13 protein-coding genes are annotated in these 16,223 nt (G+C 68.9%); 6 read left to right on the top strand and 7 right to left on the bottom strand.

Annotated features, from left to right (window positions below):
- Positions 1-12: 12 nt before the first annotated feature.
- Together ACWDUM_RS06505 and ACWDUM_RS06500 are read right to left on the bottom strand one after the other, a co-directional pair.
- Entirely contained in the window at positions 13-1,221 is a 1,209-nt protein-coding gene (locus tag ACWDUM_RS06505; protein WP_450133349.1) for an oxygenase MpaB family protein, read from the bottom strand.
- A 61-nt stretch (positions 1,222-1,282) separates the two neighbouring features.
- A complete protein-coding gene (locus ACWDUM_RS06500) occupies positions 1,283-2,098 on the bottom strand; it encodes a DUF72 domain-containing protein (RefSeq protein ID WP_450133348.1) in 816 nt (271 codons plus the stop codon).
- Between the two features lie 90 nt (positions 2,099-2,188).
- On the opposite strand from ACWDUM_RS06500, the gene ACWDUM_RS06495 reads away from it, so the two are divergent.
- Positions 2,189-2,509 (top strand): GYD domain-containing protein, encoded by a 321-nt coding sequence (locus ACWDUM_RS06495; RefSeq protein ID WP_450112031.1) that lies wholly within the window; start codon positions 2,189-2,191, stop codon positions 2,507-2,509.
- Between the two features lie 122 nt (positions 2,510-2,631).
- Here the strand turns inward: ACWDUM_RS06495 and ACWDUM_RS06490 are convergent, their stop codons facing one another.
- The 3 genes from ACWDUM_RS06490 to ACWDUM_RS06480 form a co-directional block, all read right to left on the bottom strand.
- Complete coding sequence (locus ACWDUM_RS06490; protein ID WP_450133347.1) at positions 2,632-4,467, bottom strand: acyl-CoA dehydrogenase; 1,836 nt, start codon at positions 4,465-4,467, stop codon at positions 2,632-2,634.
- Positions 4,468-4,599: 132 nt separating this feature from the next.
- Complete coding sequence (locus ACWDUM_RS06485; protein ID WP_450133346.1) at positions 4,600-5,217, bottom strand: class I SAM-dependent methyltransferase; 618 nt, start codon at positions 5,215-5,217, stop codon at positions 4,600-4,602.
- A gap of 40 nt (positions 5,218-5,257) precedes the next feature.
- Entirely contained in the window at positions 5,258-6,397 is a 1,140-nt protein-coding gene (locus ACWDUM_RS06480) for a DUF4185 domain-containing protein (protein ID WP_450133345.1), read from the bottom strand.
- Positions 6,398-6,797: 400 nt separating this feature from the next.
- Between ACWDUM_RS06480 and ACWDUM_RS06475 the strand changes: the two genes are divergently transcribed.
- Positions 6,798-7,814: a beta-ketoacyl-ACP synthase III gene (locus ACWDUM_RS06475; RefSeq protein ID WP_450133344.1), complete on the top strand. Its 1,017-nt coding sequence runs from the start codon at positions 6,798-6,800 to the stop codon at positions 7,812-7,814.
- 75 nt (positions 7,815-7,889) lie between these two features.
- Here ACWDUM_RS06475 and ACWDUM_RS06470 read toward each other — a convergent pair whose 3' ends face one another.
- Positions 7,890-11,420, bottom strand: a complete 3,531-nt coding sequence (locus ACWDUM_RS06470) for a protein kinase domain-containing protein (RefSeq protein ID WP_450133343.1) — start codon at positions 11,418-11,420, stop codon at positions 7,890-7,892.
- A 159-nt stretch (positions 11,421-11,579) separates the two neighbouring features.
- The gene (locus tag ACWDUM_RS06465; RefSeq protein ID WP_050063916.1) at positions 11,580-11,783 is read right to left on the bottom strand and encodes a cold-shock protein; all 204 of its coding nucleotides are present in this window, start codon (positions 11,781-11,783) and stop codon (positions 11,580-11,582) included.
- 595 nt (positions 11,784-12,378) lie between these two features.
- On the opposite strand from ACWDUM_RS06465, the gene ACWDUM_RS06460 reads away from it, so the two are divergent.
- The 4 genes from ACWDUM_RS06460 to ACWDUM_RS06445 all read left to right on the top strand — a co-directional run.
- The gene (locus ACWDUM_RS06460; protein WP_450133342.1) at positions 12,379-12,990 is read left to right on the top strand and encodes a hypothetical protein; all 612 of its coding nucleotides are present in this window, start codon (positions 12,379-12,381) and stop codon (positions 12,988-12,990) included.
- A gap of 207 nt (positions 12,991-13,197) precedes the next feature.
- Positions 13,198-14,838 carry an acyl-CoA carboxylase subunit beta gene (locus tag ACWDUM_RS06455; protein WP_450133341.1) on the top strand — a complete coding sequence of 547 codons (1,641 nt, stop codon included), beginning with the start codon at positions 13,198-13,200 and terminating at the stop codon, positions 14,836-14,838.
- Positions 14,835-15,104 carry an acyl-CoA carboxylase epsilon subunit gene (locus tag ACWDUM_RS06450; protein WP_450133340.1) on the top strand — a complete coding sequence of 90 codons (270 nt, stop codon included), beginning with the start codon at positions 14,835-14,837 and terminating at the stop codon, positions 15,102-15,104. Before ACWDUM_RS06455 ends, ACWDUM_RS06450 begins: the two co-directional genes overlap by 4 nt.
- Before the next feature lie 10 nt (positions 15,105-15,114).
- Positions 15,115-16,223 (top strand): acetyl-CoA carboxylase biotin carboxylase subunit (locus ACWDUM_RS06445; protein ID WP_450133339.1); only part of this gene is annotated, 1,109 nt, incomplete at its 3' end.

Here is a 16,223-nt window from a genome sequence, read left to right as displayed (position 1 = left end):
GCGTTCGGTGGTTCAGTGGGGAATCGGCGCGACGTCGGGGATCTCACCACCGAGAATGCGCCGCTGCGTGTCGCGTAGTTGCCGCTCGCCGAGCCGCTGCAATCGCACTCTGCCGGCCGGGAATCGGCCCACCACATGGTGTTTGACGATGTTTACGGCCAGTCGGCCGATCGGATACCACGGTGGCCGGACCGGAACCTTCAGTGCCCGTACACCGGCCGGGCCGAGGAGCGTGGTCGCCAGCGACAGCCCACGTTCGTACTCGTACCGCCGCCGCAGCCACTGGAAATGGTCGTAGCGGGTGTGCAGGGGCAGATCCACGAGCGATCGGGCCAGCGCGTAGCTGTTCTCGTCGGCCGCGGGCGAGGACGAGCCGATCTGGTACATCATGCGCAGGCCGGCCCGCTCGTCGAACGGGAGCCAGCGCGGGTCGACGCCCATCAACCAGCCCACGTAGCACCACAGGTGCAGGACCGCGTCGGCTTCCTCCCTGGTGTAGCGCACCCCGAGGACCCGGGTGTGAAGCAGGAACGTGATAGAGAACAGGCCCAGCGTGCCGGCCTGGTCGAACTGGTTCACCGGTAGGCCGCGTTCGCCGCTGTCCCAGTCGGTTTCGTGCTCGTGGTGGTAGTCGACGAACGCGTGCATCAGGCGCACGTGCACCGACAGCGTGAACCCTGCGCCGAACCGGTCCAGGCCCCCGTCGGCGACACACCCGTTCCACCAGGTCCCGGTTTCGGCGATCCGGCGGCGGGTGCGCTCACCGGTGAGCCGCCCGGACGCCACCAGTACGGGCAGCGGCCCGGAGTTGTTGTATCCACCCAGCAGTGAGCCGTACGCGAGCACGTCGCCGGCGTCGGACCCGACCCGGCGCAGCGTCCGCGCGCCCAGCGCGACGAGGTCGCGATCGACCCAGTCCGGCGTGTCCTCGATCAGTGCGAAGTAGTCGCGAAGCGGGGCCGGTGCGTCGGGGACGGAGTCGACGCCCTCGGCGAGTGCCTGCCGGAACTGGGCGAGGGTGACGGTGCGGTCCTCGCGCATGGCCCGGACCAGGGCGGCGCTCGGCTCGTCGCGTTCGAGCAGTGCGCGCCGCAGGTGGTCGGCCTCCTGCGGGGTCGCGTCGGGTGTGGGCCAGGCGAAGGGGCGCAGGGGCGCGGTGACCCGGGCGGAGTGCGCGCGGTCGCGCATGTACCGGGAGGGCCGGGCGGCGGTGGTCGTCACAGGCCCACACTGCAACTGACAACGAACGTTGTCAATACCTGGGCGGGCGGGGAATCGGCGATCATCCGAGGCGACGCTGCAGGGCCATCGCGTCGAACGGTGCGCGGCCGAGGGCGTCGTTGTCGAAGTACACGTACACGTCGAGGCCGGCGCGGGCCCAGTCCCCGATCCGGTGGGCCCAGGCGTCGAGGCTGCGGTCGGCGTAGCCGCTCGTGTACAGCTCCGTGTGACCGTGCAGTCGGACGTACACGAAATCGCACGTCGGGGTGTCGACCACCGGAAACCGTCCGGCACTGTCCGCGACCACGAGCGCGACGCCCCGATGCTCCGCCACGCGCAGCACCTCCGGAGTCGTGAACGAGGGGTGGCGCACCTCGACGGCGTGGCGGACCGGCCGGTCGGCGTCCGGGTGCACCACCGCCCTGTCGGTCCGCACCTTGGCGTCGTGCTGCGCCGCGAGGTCGGCGATCGAGGCCGTCGAGCGGGGCAGAGCGGCGAGGAAGTTGTCGAAGCGGTCGGCGTCGAAGGGCAGCGTTGCGGGCAGCTGCCACAGGAACGGGCCCAGCTTCGACTCCAGGGCGAGGACGCCGGAGGCGAGAAAGTTCGCGAGCGGGGCACCCACGTCGGTGAGCCGCTTCATGTGCGTGATGTACCGGCTGCCCTTGACCGCGAACACGAAGTCCGCCGGCGTCTCGTCCCGCCACCGCGCGTAGGTTCGTGGCTGCTGCAGGGCGTAGAAGGACGCGTTGATCTCGATGGACGACATGCGGGCCGCGGCGAACTCCAGTTCGCGTCGATGCGCCAGCCCACTCGGATAGAAGTCGCCGCGCCATCGGGGATACACCCAGCCGGAGATCCCGACCCGGATCCGTGCCACCTTTCGAGGCTATCCCCGGAACCGGCCCGCCCGCGGGTGAGCCGGAGGACGATGGATGCATCTGGCGGACCGAAACGAGGGACGAGGATCATGCCCAAGTATCTGTGGCGGGTCGGCTACACGACGGACGGCGCGGGCGGCCTGCTCGCCGAAGGGGGATCGGCGCGGCGCGACGCGATCCGCACCGCGATCGAGAGCGTCGGCGGCACCATGGAAAGCTGCCACTTCGCGTTCGGCGGTGACGACCTCTACGTGATCGGCGAGGTCCCCGACGAGGTCGCGGCGGCGTCGATGAGCATTCGCACCGCCGCCGCGGGCGCGGCGAGGACGAACACGGTCGCACTGCTCACGCCCGAGCAGATCGACGAGGCCGTGAAACGCCCCGCCGACTACCGGCCCCCGGGTCGCTGACCCCTCGCGTCGGCGGTGTCGACGCCCCCGGCGCGAAAACGGCGATGCCGCGCACCGAAACCCGGTGTGCGGCATCGCCGTTGTCCTGATCTGGGCGGTTCCGCCCGAATCTTGTCGCAGTCCTAGAACGCGGCCTCGTCCATCTCCATGATGTCGTTGTCGACGTTCGCGACGATCCCGCGCGACGCGGTCAGCTCGGGGAGCACGTTCTTGGCGAAGAAGGACGCGGTCGCGACCTTGCCCTCGTAGAACGGCTTGTCCTTGTCGGAGGCGCCGGCGTCGAGCTTGCCGAGTGCGATCTCCGCCGCCTCGAGCAGCTTCCAGCCGACCAGCAGGTCGCCGACCGCCATCAGGAAGCGGACCGAGCCGAGGCCGACCTTGTACAGCTCCGTCGGCTGCTCCTGGGCACCCATCAGGAATCCGGTCAGCGTCGCGACCATCGCCTGCACGTCCTCGAGCGCGGTGGCGAGCAGGGCCCGCTCCGACTTGAGGCGGTTGTCGGCGTCGTCGCGGTCGATGAACTTCTTGACCTCGCCGGCCACGTGCGCCAGGGCGACGCCGCGGTCACGGGCGATCTTGCGGAAGAAGAAGTCCTGCGCCTGGATCGCGGTGGTGCCCTCGTACAGGGAGTCGATCTTGGCGTCGCGGATGTACTGCTCGATCGGGTAGTCCTGCAGGAAGCCGGAGCCGCCGAGCGTCTGCAGCGAGTCGGTCAGGTACTGGTACGCGCGCTCCGAGCCGACGCCCTTGACGATCGGAAGCAGCAGGTCGTTGACGCGGTGCACGAGGTCGCCCTCGGCGCCGGAGACGTGCTTGGCCACCTCGACGTCCTGGTGGGCGGCGGTGTACAGGTACACCGCGCGCATGCCCTCCGCGTAGGCCTTCTGCATCGCCAGCGCCCGGCGCACGTCCGGGTGGTGGGTGATGGTCACGCGCGGGGCGGCCTTGTCGGTCATCTGGGTCAGGTCGGCGCCCTGGACACGCTGCTTGGCGTAGTCGAGCGCGTTCAGGTAGCCGGTCGACAGGGTCGAGATGGCCTTGGTGCCGACCATCATGCGGGCGTGCTCGATGACGTCGAACATCTGCGCGATGCCGTTGTGCACCTCGCCGACCAGCCAGCCGACGGCCGGGACGCCGTGGCCACCGAAGGTGAGCTCGCAGGTGGCGGAGGCCTTCAGGCCCATCTTGTGCTCGACGTTGGTGACGAAGGCGCCGTTGCGCTCGCCGAGCTCGTTCTTCTCGAAGTCGAAGTGGAACTTCGGCACGAAGAACAGCGACAGACCCTTGGTGCCGGGGCCTGCGCCCTCGGGACGGGCCAGCACCAGGTGGAAGATGTTCTCGAACAGGTCGTCGGAGGTGGCGGAGGTGATGAACCGCTTGACGCCCTCGATGTGCCAGGTGCCGTCGTCCTGCTTGATGGCCTTGGTGCGGCCGGCGCCGACGTCCGAGCCGGCGTCCGGCTCGGTCAGCACCATGGTGGCGCCCCAGCCACGCTCGACGCAGGTGGCGGCCCACTGCTTCTGCTCGTCGGTGCCGTTGTTGAACAGGACGTTCGCGAACGACGGGCCCGCCTGGTACATGAAGGCGGCCGGCTGCGCACCGAGCATCATCTCGGCGATCGCCCACACCAGCGCGCGGGGGACCGGCACGCCGCCGATCTCCTCGTCGAGGCCCATGCGGTACCACTCGGCGTCCCACATCGCCTTGAAGGACTTCTTGAAGGACTCGGGCAGGGTCGCCTCGTGGGTTTCCGGGTCGAAGACCGGCGGGTTGCGGTCGGCGTCGGCGTAGGCCTCGCCCAGCGGGCCCTCGGCCAGTCGCGCGACCTCGCTGAGCATGTTCTTGATGGTGTCGACGTCCAGGTCGCCCCAGGTGCCCTCGCTCAGCGGCTTCTCGAGGTCGAGTACCTCGAAGAGGTTGAACTCCAGGTCACGAACGTTGCTCTTGTAATGCCCCATGTCTTCTGTCTCCCTGAGATGGTGCGGTCCAGCCCCTGGTAATGCCCACGTTCTGGCCTTGTCCAGTCTGCGTCGAGGTACCGCCCTAGCGGCTACTCGTCAGTAACTTAGCCGATGTTACTCGTGATTCAGTTAGGTGCCAACAGAACCGCGAAAACCGACAACCAGGGCCTCGCGGCGGTGCTCGCCGGCGGCCTGGCCGGTGCCGGCGCCCGCGGTGTCGCCGTCGATCCACCGCGCCGTGGTCACCGTCAGGGCCCCGGTCACGTCGTCCGCGAGTTCGTCTGGTGTGCAAGGGAACTGATCGTTGTCGATCTCCTTTCCCGCGGGGCCGTGTTCGAGGACGAGCAGGGTGCCGCCGGGGCGCAGCGCGCCGGCGGCGCGGCGGAGGAAGCGGCGGCGTGATTCCGGCGACAGTTGCAGATGGCAGGACAGGACCAGGTCATGCTCCGGCCGATACTCGATCTCGGTCACATCCGCGTTCACCCAGGTCAGCCGCTCACGCGTCGCCCGGGGAAGGGGTGCGGACGCATGGACCGCCTTCGTCAACGCCACCGTCGAGAAGTCCACGGCGGTCACCTGCCACGCGCGCAACGCCAGCCACAGCGCATTCCGGCCCTCGCCGCAGCCGAGGTCCAGGGCCCGGCCCGCCGGCAGTGCCGCGACGAACTCGACGACCGCCGCGTCCGGGGCCGACCCCCACAGCAGCGCTTCCCCGGCGTACCGGCGGTCCCAGTCGTGTGCGTCCATGCGGTGACCGTACGGCGCTGTCGTGGCGGCGTGGTGGACGTCAGCGGTTGAGCGTGGTGCGCAGCAGCAGCACGTTGTAGTTCGAGTGCACAGTCGTCAGGAAATACAGGTCCGGGCCGCTCGACCAGGGGTGGATGTATGCGCCGTAGGCGGTCGGCAGCTCCCGGGTGTCGAGCAGGACCTCCGGTGGCCCCCACGGTCCGGTCGGGGACGGGGAACGACGCATCACCACCGAGTTGAAGTTGTCGGTCGTGAGCATCAGGTACTGGCCGAGGAACTCGTTGTACTGGACGGAGATCTCGCCGACGCCGCCGAAGACGATCGGCGCGGCGGCGTTCACGTCCCCCTTCTTCCACTCGGCGCCGTTCCAGTACTCGTACGCCCCGAGGTCCTTGATCTGCTTCTCGGGCACCCGCGCAACATAGGCGAGCGTGCCGCGTCCCGGCGGGGTTCCGTACTGGTAGACGTAGCCGCCGTCCTTCAGGAACGCGCTCATCTGGAAGTTCCGGTTGCCCTCGGCGTTCGGGCGGGTCGTTTCCGGCGCGACCGTCCAGTTCTCGCCGTTGTCGGTGGAGAAGGCCAGCGTCGAGTTGTTGGTCTCCCACTTGCCGGGTTCACCCCAGTGGTTCACCGACATCAGCGACATGTACTGGACGCCGTCGACCGCGACCCCCGCCGTGGGGATCCGGCTGATCTCGACGTACGGAATCTTCGGGCTGGGCACCAGCTCCTTCGACTGGCCCAGGAAGTCGCGCGGGGTGCTGTCGAAGGCCATGCCGTCGGCAAGATTGTGGTCGGCACTGCGGTAGAGGGTGTTGCTGCGCCACGACCACAGGCTGCCGCTGAGCAGGTTCGGCAGGCCGAGACCGGCCGAGTCGCCGAAGGCGGTGAGGACCTCACCGTTGCCGTTGTCCCACATGATGCCGAGGTCCGTGCCGAGCACGTTGGTGTCCTGGGTGCGGTTGGCGCTGAGCAGGCCGGTGGCCTGGGCGACCGCATTGGTGCGTCCGCGCAGGTCGGGGAGGCCGTTGGTGCCGTTCAGTCCCGGAATCGGATTGACCGCGTTGGGATTCGCGGCGGCCGGTGCGGCGACCGCGAGCGCGGTTGCTGCGGCGAGGGCGCAGGCCCGCACGGCGGTGCCCACCCCCGATCGGCGTCTTCCCGGTACATGTCCACCCATGGCGCGTTCACCCTTCGACTGTTGTCGTGTCCTGTGCCGCGGAAACAGTGGGGCGAGAGCCGGCGTGCCGTGGAGCACGGGGAAGTCTCGCCCCCGTGACGGTCCCGTATGGCGTAAGGGATGTCGGGTGACGATCGTAGTGACCGCGCGCGCATATTTCCGGGAGGAGTGGGACGGATGTAAACGTGTGTTGCGCATGTGGTGATTTCGATGCCGCATTGATCGTTTTCGTGCCACGGCCGGTCACCGCGGTGATAAGAACCGCCTGTGCCGAAATGGTGGACCGTCCAGTCCGCCAACGGAGCCTCACCACGCGTGAAGTGGGCACAGTACGGTGTCAGACGAGGAGTTCGTGGTTTCGCCCGAGCATCCGATGAAACAGAACAGGAGAAAAAGGTCGATGGGTGCAGCGATCGCGAACACCAGTGAGCTTCGTCATTCCGCAATTCTCGGGCTCGGCGTGTACCGGCCCGAGCGGGTCGTGACCAACGAGGAGATCTGCGAGCAGATCGACTCGACCGACGAGTGGATCCAGTCCCGGTCCGGGATCAGGACCCGCCGTTTCGCCGGCCCCGACGAGAGCGTGCTGCAGATGTCCATCGCAGCCGGCCGCAAGGCGCTCGAGGCGGCCGGCCTGACCGGTGAGCAGATCGGTACTGTCATCGTCGCCAGCTCGACCTACCCCGTGCAGACGCCCGCCTGCTCGGCGCTCGTCGCCGAGGAGCTCGGCACCGGCGGCGCGGGCGCGATGGACATCGCCGCCGGATGCGCCGGGTTCTGCTACGCCCTCGGCGTCGCCTCCGACCTGGTCCGGGCCGGCACGGAGGAGCGTGTGCTGGTGATCGGTGTCGAGCGGATGAGTGACTCCACCGAGCCCACCGACCGCTCGGTGCGCTTCATTTTCGGTGACGGCGCCGGCGCCGTTGTCGTCGGACGCGGCGAGGAGACCGGCATCGGCCCGGTCGTCTGGGGATCGGACGGTGCCCAGGGGCGTGCCATCCGCCAGGAACCCGACTGGGTCGACTTCGCCACCAACCCGGAGCAGAAGCGGCCGTGGATCATCATGGAGGGCACCTCCGTGTTCCGCTGGGCCGCGTTCGAGATGGGCAAGATCGCCCAGCAGACCCTCGACAAGACGGGCCTGACCGTCGACGACATCGACGCGTTCGTTCCCCATCAGGCCAACGCCCGCATCACCGAGGTGATCGCCCGGAGCATGAACCTGCCGGAGACGGTCGCGGTGTCGAACGACATCGCCGAGACCGGCAACACCTCCGCCGCCTCCATCCCGCTGGCGATGGAGGAGATGCTGCGCACCGGTAAGGCCAAGCCCGGCGACACCACCCTCCTCCTCGCGTTCGGCGCCGGTCTCGCGTACGCCGGCCAGGTCGTGAAGATGCCGGTGCTCGCCAGCTGACCCGCATCCCCGAACGACGAACCGAAGGCGCCGCCCCACCGGGCGGCGCCTTCGGTCGTTCCGGTGCCCCTCCGTTCACGGCTCCACCGTGGCGATCGTGAGGGCGTCGTCGAGGAATTCGATCGGCACCACCGGCCAGGTCGGATCCCAGTCGCCGGTGGCCGTCGCGGTCCGCAGCCTCTCGAGCCCGGGGCGAATGGTCGGACCACCGTCGAGCAGGTACAGGATCATCGAGTGCCGGGCACAGCTCGCCGCAACGCTTGCGAGCACGGCCAGTGCCTCCTGGTCGCGACCGGCGGCGAACAGGCACGCAACGAGCAGTCGGTCCGCCTGCAGCCGGGCGCGGGTCCGGCGGGTGTCGGCGAGGCGGTCCACCCAGGCCTGGGCGATCTCACAGGCGAGCGCGGTGTTCGCTGCCGCCCCGGTGCGCAACAGAATCCGGGCGGTCGTCGCGTCCTCCAATTGCGCGGTGATCTCCGCGCTGCCGTCGACCACGGCATCGACCGGCGGCAGCGTCGGGTACCGCGGCGTGCGGGTGCGGGCGGTGACAGGAAAGCCAAGGCGGATGCGCTCGTTGTCGATGCGTGCCCGCAGCCGCGGAAGGTCGAGGGCATCTGCGCAACGGGCCCCCTCCATCAGCCGCTCGGCAGCAGCTTCCGGCTCGCCGCGGCGCACCTTGATCCGGGCGCCGGTCACGTAGCGGGCGATCATCAGCTCGACGATGCCGCCCTCGCCGCCGAGCTCGAATCCCTCGTCGAGGAGCCGCTCGGCCTCGTCGAGCCGGTTCTGCTCGTACAGCAGCTCGCCGAGGATCGCGGCGGCCAGACGCGCCGAATGCGAGCGTGGACCGGACGATTCCCTCGCCACGCGCAGCGCCCGACGGAACCAGTCCTCGGCCGACTCGACGGCAAGCTGCTCGTTCGCCGCCATCCCGACCATGCAGTAGCCGTACATGGTGTTGAACGAGCCGCTCATCGCCTCGTGGTACGGGGCCGCCCACTCCACCCAGCGGAACGCGGCATCGAAGTCGAACCGGTACAGGGCCGCGAAGATCTGGACGTTGGCGACGGCGGTCACCACCCACGGCCGGTGCTTCTGAGGCCGGCTCAGGCACCCCTCGGTGAACCGTTCGACACCGGCCGGGTGATCGGCGAATGCGGCGACCACTCCTTCGAGCAGATCGGCCTCCGCCGACAGGTCGGCATCCGGTGTGGCCTCGAGCGCGCTGCGGGCCAGTGCCAGAATGCGCCGGCAGGCCCCGGTCCGCTGCAACAGGACGTTGGCCCAGGCCAACATCAGCTGTAGCCGTGGCCGGCCGACCACAGCGGTCGGTGGCAGTTTGTCCACCAGTCCCAGCAGGGTGACCATCCGGGAGTGTTCGATCAGGTAGGTGCCGTCCCGTTCGACGAGGGCCACCGCTGCATCCGGATCCCCGGCGCGCAGTGCGTGGTCGACCGCCTCACTCAGCAGGTGGTGTTCGGCGAACCAGGCGGACGCGGTGCGGTGCAGTTCCGGAACCCGCTCGGAATGATCGCGGTTGAGCCGACGGCGCAGGTACTTGGCGAACAGGTGGTGGTACCGGTACCAGGTCTCGCTCGGTGCCGAGGTCGGCCCCTCGGTGTCGCTGTCGCTGAGCCGGAGCAGGAACAGATCCCGGGCGGCGACCTCCTCGAGCCGCGCCTGACCGTTGCGGACGCCGGCCAGTGCCGAGGCCAGGGATCCGGTGAGTCGTTCGGTGACGGAAGTGGCAAGCAGGAAGTCGAGCAGGTCGGGCTCCAGGAGGTCGAGGACGTTCTCGGCGAGGAACTCGCCGATCGCCTGGTGCTCGGCCAGATGGTCGATCAGTTCGGTGGGGCTCTCACGCCCCCGCAGCGACAGCGAGGCGAGCTTCAGCGCGGCCGCCCAGCCCTCGGTGGATCGGCACAGTCTCGCGACGTCGGTGTCCGTCAGGTGCAGTCCGCCGAGTCCGACGAGCAGTTCCTGTGACTCCGCCTCTTCGAATCGCAGTGCTGCCGAGTCGATTTCGATGAGCTCGTCGAGTACCCGCATCCGTGCCAGTGGCAGGCCGGTGTTGGTCCGGCTGGTCACGATGACCTGGATGTGGTGGCACCCGTTGTCGAGCAGGTAGTCCAGGGCCTCGAGTGATTCGGGGCTGCTCACCCGATGCCAGTCGTCGATGACGATGGCGACGCGACGTTTGGCGGTGTGGATTCGATTGATCAGCGTGGTCAGTACGTAGGCCTGTGCGTCCTTGCCGTGGTCTTCGAGTGCCTGTCCGAGTTCGTCCGCGAGTTCGGGAGCGACCCGGCTGACGGACTCGACCAGGTGGGAGAGGAACCACACGACGTTGTCGTCGTCGGGGGCGACGGACAGCCACGCGACGGTGACGCCGTCCGCGACGAGCGCTGCGCTCCACTGGGCGGCGAGGGTGCTCTTGCCGAATCCGGCGGGTGCGTGGATCACGGCCAGACGACGGCGCTGGCCGGCCCACAGTCGGTCGACGAGCCGGTCGCGCGCAACGAGTGCGCGCCCGGTGACCGGGGGGCGGAACCGGGTGGCGGGGGCGGGCGGTGTGGTCCTGGTCGATCCGCGGGTGCCGGTCCGCCCGCGGATGCCCGTCATCCGCTGGGTGCCGGTGCGCCGCTGCGTGCCGGTGGGATGCCCGGGGAACGGGGAGACCAGCGCGTTTCCCGACTCGCCGGCGGGGTCGGGCACTGCCATCTCGCCCGCGTTCAATCCGTGCGCGATGGCGAGATCCTGCAGGATCATTCCGAATTCGACAGCGCTCGCCGGGCGGTCGTCCGGGTCCGACGCCATCGCCGACTCGAGCGCCCCGCACACGTCGGCGGGGATGTCCTCGCCGTGCAGGTCTGGGACGGGGCTCTGGGTGACCCGGAGGAACTGCGCGACGACCTGCTCTCCGTCCCGCCGCTCGAAGGCCGCGTGGCCGGTGGCCGCGCAGAACAGGGTCGCGCCGAGACTGTAGACGTCGGATCGGACGCTGGGCGAGCGGCCCTCGAGGACCTCGGGGGCGGTGTAGGCGGGGGAGCCGGTGATCTGTCCGGTGGCGGTCTCGAACCCACCCTTGGTGCGGGCGATACCGAAGTCGGTCAGTTGGGGCTCGCCGTACTCGGTGAGCAGGATGTTGGCCGGTTTCACATCGCGATGCAGGGTGCCCGCCCGGTGCGCGGTCTCGAGGGCGCCGGACATCTTCGCGCCGATCCGCAGCACCTCGGGCCAGTCGAGGGGGCCGTCGCGACGGATCAGTTCCTGCAGTGAGCCGTGGCGGTGGTACGGCATCACGATGAAGGGCCGTGCCGATCGGGTCGTCCCGACCTGCAGGATGTTGCAGATGTTCGGATGCCCGGAGACCGCTCCCATCGCGCGCTGCTCGCGTAGGAACCGCTCGCGGCTGTCGTCGTCGAGCTCACCGCTGAGCACCTTGACGGCCACCGTCCGGTCGAGGCTGGGTTGGGTGCACCTGTAGACGACCCCGAAGCCGCCACGGCCGATCTCCTCGCCGTCGGTGAAACCGGCAGCAGCGAGTTCGGCGGCGACGCCGGAGGGAGTCACACGTTCGGTGAGGGGTGGGTCGGGATCGGGCATCGCACGCTCATGTCCCCGCACCGCCCGGCGGGCACGTTCTCGTCATGTGGTCACCTCGCGGTGCGGTCGAGAACCCCAGGATAATCCCCCTGCGTGCCCGGAGAAACGCCGAAGGGCGCCTCCGCGATGCGGAGACGCCCCTCGGTGTAAGGAAGTCGCTTAGATGGTGCGGACTCCGGTGGCCTGCGGGCCCTTCTGGCCCTGGCCGATCTCGAACTCCACGCGCGCGCCCTCGTCGAGGGTCTTGAAGCCGTTCGTCTGGATCTCGGAGTAGTGAACGAACACGTCGGGCCCGTCACCGTCCTGCTCGATGAAGCCGAATCCCTTTTCCGCGTTGAACCACTTGACGGTGCCTTGTGCCACGTTATTGCTCCTGTTACTGCGAGCCGGCCCTCAGGACGAGGGCTGGTCTCGTGTACAGACTGCCAGCTGAAGCCGTGCGTGTCGACGGCGGGTCTATACTTCGCGGTCCATCGGCGCGTCGCGAGGGCGAGGCCCGGTGGGGTCGCGTGGACCCGGATCGCGCGAATCGGGTAGTGGACTACTCGCGTCGGCGCCCGAGGGGACGCACAGAATCGGCTGATGGGGAGTACCACCGCGCACTCGGAGGTGGGCATGTAGGGACGTCGTGGTCCCGCAGCCCGGCACCACGACCGACGGCGGCGATCGAGGGGTTCGTCGCACAGGGACTGCCGAATCACGATGCAGGGACACCCCGGCCGCAGAACGGACTGGCGCACACGGGTCGGGCGCCGCCGACCGGCCTGGTGGTCGCGCGATCGCTTCGCACGGCGGCCTTGCATCCCCATCCACGTACGCGAAAAATTGGGTACGCAGTGGTCGCGGTCGCGGGCCGCCGGAACGTGAGCGGCGGCGCCCGGCATCGGCGGTGGACCTCGTTCGCCGGCCACCGGCGGTGTACTCGCGGCGGGTGATTCGCCCGCGTGAGGAGAGGGCGATGTTCATTCAAGTGATTCAGGGCAAGGTCGGCGACGAGGCCGGCCTGTTGCGGTGCCTGGACCGGTGGAACGACGAGTTGGCCGCGGGCGCGACCGGGTACCTGGGCTCGACGAGCGGTACGTGCGCCGATGGCACCTTCATCTGCATGGTCCGGTTCGAGTCGCAGGACGCGGCCCGGCGCAACAGCGAACGCCCCGAGCAGGGCGCCTGGTGGGCCGAGACCGAGCGCTGCTTCGACGGTCCGGTGACGTTCACGGACTGCGTGGAGGTCACCGAGTGGATGGGCGGCGGATCCGACAGTGCCGGGTTCGTGCAGGTGATGGAGGGTCACACCAGTGACGCGCACCGGATGGTGGATCTGATGTCGCAGGTCGGTGACCGGGTGCACGACGTGCGTCCCGAGATCATCGGCGGCACGCTCTGCAGCGACGGCAAGGACGGGTATGTGGAGGCCGTCTACTTCACCTCCGAGTCGGAGGCGCGTCTGCACGAGAACGTCGAGGTTCCGGATGACCTGCGCTCGCTGTTCGAGGAGGAAACCGAACTGATGGGGGAGGTCTCGTACTACGACTTGCGCGAGCCGATGTTGATGTCCGCACGGAAGGGGTGACACCCGCCCGACGGACGGGCCGGCCGGCGGCCCCGGTATTCCGGAAACGGTGTGCCGGGGTCGTTTGTTGCGTGCATGATTGCGTTTCCGCAGGGAACTCCACCCCTCATCCGATTACAAATCTCACTTAGTTAACTATGAGACCTGAGGTATCGTGACCCTTCGATCGCGTCACCACACCCGAGCGAAGCCGAGAGGTACTTCACTGTGACCAGCGTCCAGGAGTCCGCCGCCACCGCGGCGTCGAATGTCCCCGATATCCACACCACCGCGGGGAAGCTCGCGGATCTGCATCGCCGTCAGGCGGAGGCGACCTTCCCGACCGGTGAGGCCGCCGTGGAGAAGGTGCACGCGAAGGGCAAGCTGACCGCCCGCGAACGCATCGAGGCACTGCTCGACGAGGGCTCGTTCGTCGAACTGGACGCGTTGGCGCGGCACCGGTCGACGAACTTCGGGCTCGGGGACAACCGACCGGCCGGCGACGGCGTGGTCACCGGCTACGGCACCGTCGACGGCCGCGACGTGTGCGTGTTCTCCCAGGACGCGACCGTCTTCGGTGGGTCCCTCGGCGAGATCTACGGCGAGAAGATCGTCAAGGTGATGGACCTCGCCCTGAAGACCGGTCGGCCGCTGATCGGGATCAACGAGGGCGCCGGCGCCCGCATCCAGGAGGGCGTGGTCTCCCTCGGCCTGTACGGCGAGATCTTCCACCGCAACGTCCAGGCGTCCGGGGTGATCCCGCAGATCTCGCTGATCATGGGCCCGGCCGCGGGCGGGCACGTGTACTCGCCGGCGCTGACGGACTTCGTGGTGATGGTCGACCAGACCTCCCAGATGTTCGTCACCGGCCCGGACGTGATCAAGACCGTCACCGGTGAGGACGTCACCATGGAGGACCTGGGCGGCGCGCACACCCACATGGCGAAGTCCGGTGTCGCGCACTACGTCGCCTCCGGCGAGCAGGACGCCCTCGACTACGTCAAGGACCTGCTCTCGTACCTGCCGTCGAACAACCAGGCCGCCGCGCCGCGGCTGGAGGCGACCGATCCGATCGTCGGGTCGATCGAGGAGTCGCTGACCCCGGAGGATCTGGACCTGGACACGATCATCCCCGACTCGGCGAACCAGCCGTACGACATGCACGAGGTGATCCGCCGCCTGCTCGACGACGACGAGTTCCTCGAGGTGCAGGCCGGTCGCGCGGCGAACATCATCGTCGGGTTCGGCCGCATCGACGGCCGCAGCGTGGGCATCGTGGCGAACCAGCCGACCCAGTTCGCGGGCTGCCTGGACATCGACGCCTCGGAGAAGGCGGCCCGGTTCGTGCGGACCTGCGATGCGTTCAACGTCCCGATCGTGACCCTGGTCGACGTGCCGGGCTTCCTGCCGGGCACCGAGCAGGAGTACAACGGCATCATCCGGCGCGGGGCGAAGCTGCTCTACGCCTACGGTGAGGCCACCGTCGGGAAGATCACCGTCATCACCCGCAAGGCGTACGGCGGCGCGTACGACGTGATGGGGTCCAAGCACATGGGTGCCGATGTGAACCTGGCGTGGCCGACGGCGCAGATCGCGGTCATGGGTGCCTCGGGTGCGGTCGGGTTCGTCTACCGCAAGCAGCTCAAGGACGCCGCCGCGGCCGGTCAGGACGTCGATGCGCTGCGCCTGCAGTTGCAGAACGAGTACGAGGACACCCTCGTCAACCCGTACGTCGCCGCCGAACGCGGTTACGTCGACGCGGTGATCCCGCCGAGCCACACCCGCGGTCAGATCGTGTCCGCTCTGCGTCTGCTCGAACGCAAGATGGTCACCCTCCCGCCCAAGAAGCACGGGAACATCCCGCTGTGACCGCGGTGCTGGAGACGGCCGACGTCGAGTTGGACGAGGCCGCGATGCTGGGTACCCCTGTGCCGCAGCAGGATCCGATCCGGTTCTCGGGGAACCCCGACGACACCGAGATCGCCGCCGTGCTGGTCGCGCTCGCCGCGGTGTCGGGAGCTCCCGCCGCCGCCGAGCCGCAGACCGAGGAGGGGTGGGGTTCGCCCGCCCAGATGATGCGCTACGGGTTGTCCGCGGCGCCAAGCACTTTCGTCAACGCCCGCTACGCCCGGTAAAGGAAGACCGATGACCAATTCTCAGAAGCAGATCACGAAGGTGCTCGTCGCCAACCGCGGCGAGATCGCTGTGCGGGTCATCCGGGCCGCGAAGGACGCCGGCTACGGCAGCGTCGCGGTGTACGCGGAACCGGACGCGGACGCGCAGTTCGTGAAGCTGGCCGACGAGGCGTTCGCCCTCGGGGGGCAGACCTCCGCCGAGTCGTACCTGGTGTTCGACAAGATCCTCGACGCCGCCGCCAAGTCCGGTGCGGACGCGATCCACCCCGGCTACGGGTTCCTGTCCGAGAACGCCGACTTCGCGCAGGCCGTGATCGACGCCGGCCTGATCTGGATCGGGCCCTCGCCGCAGTCGATCCGCGACCTCGGTGACAAGGTCACCGCCCGGCACATCGCCGAACGCGCGAACGCGCCGATGGCCGCGGGCACCAAGGACCCGGTCAAGGGCGCCGACGAGGTCGTCGAGTTCGCCAAGCAGTACGGCGTGCCGGTCGCGATCAAGGCCGCGTTCGGTGGCGGTGGGCGCGGGATGAAGGTCGCGCACACCATCGAGGAGATCCCCGAGCTGTTCGAGTCCGCCACCCGCGAGGCGATCGCGGCGTTCGGGCGCGGCGAGTGCTTCGTCGAGCAGTACCTCGACAAGGCCCGCCACGTCGAGGCGCAGGTCATCGCCGACCAGCACGGCAACGTCATCGTCGCCGGCACCCGCGACTGCTCGCTGCAGCGCCGCTTCCAGAAGCTCGTCGAGGAGGCCCCGGCGCCGTTCCTGACCGACGACCAGCGCGACCGGATCCACAACTCCGCCAAGGCGATCTGCAAGGAGGCCGGCTACTACGGTGCCGGCACCGTGGAGTACCTGGTGCAGGGCGACACCGTCTCGTTCCTCGAGGTCAACACCCGCCTGCAGGTCGAGCACCCGGTCACCGAGGAGACCGCGGGCATCGACCTGGTGCGCCAGCAGTTCCGCATCGCCAACGGCGAGAAGCTCGAGATCACCGAGGACCCGACCCCGCGCGGACACTCGTTCGAGTTCCGCATCAACGGTGAGGACGCCGGCCGCGGGTTCCTGCCCGCCCCGGGCCCGATCAGCGTGTACAAGGAGCCGACCGGCCCGGGTGT

Source organism: Rhodococcus sp. NPDC003322, from assembly GCF_053589555.1.
The sequence above is the reverse complement of the archived record's forward strand: the minus strand, read 5'-3'. Positions and strand labels throughout refer to the sequence as shown.